The 262-nt window shown below is 70.6% G+C and carries 1 protein-coding gene; it reads right to left on the bottom strand.

The window, feature by feature from the left end; all coding sequences use genetic code 11:
* A partial coding sequence (locus R0J87_RS21645) for a hypothetical protein (protein ID WP_498888878.1) occupies positions 1-262 on the bottom strand: 262 nt, incomplete at both ends.

Below are 262 nucleotides of genomic sequence, written 5' to 3'. Positions count from 1 at the left end.
CAGGTCGTCGGGAATGCGCAATCGATACTTGAAGCTCAGTTGCAGCCGCGCGTTGGTGTCGCCGTTGTGGCCGACGGCGAAGTACATCGGCTCGTAGTAGGAGACGTGCGCGAACACGCCGCGTCCGGTGGTCGACAGAGAGTCGCCGGGCGGCGAGATGGCGTCGCCCGTGGGGCCGTCGAGCGCCGCCGCCGTCGCCGCAGCCTGCGCGGGCGTGCTCGCCTGGGTCTCGCTGCGCTCGGCCTGCGCAATCGCCTCCTGC

Source organism: Halomonas sp. SIMBA_159, from assembly GCF_046536035.1.
GTDB classification, from domain to species: domain Bacteria; phylum Pseudomonadota; class Gammaproteobacteria; order Pseudomonadales; family Halomonadaceae; genus Vreelandella; species Vreelandella venusta_A.
The sequence above is the reverse complement of the archived record's forward strand: the minus strand, read 5'-3'. Positions and strand labels throughout refer to the sequence as shown.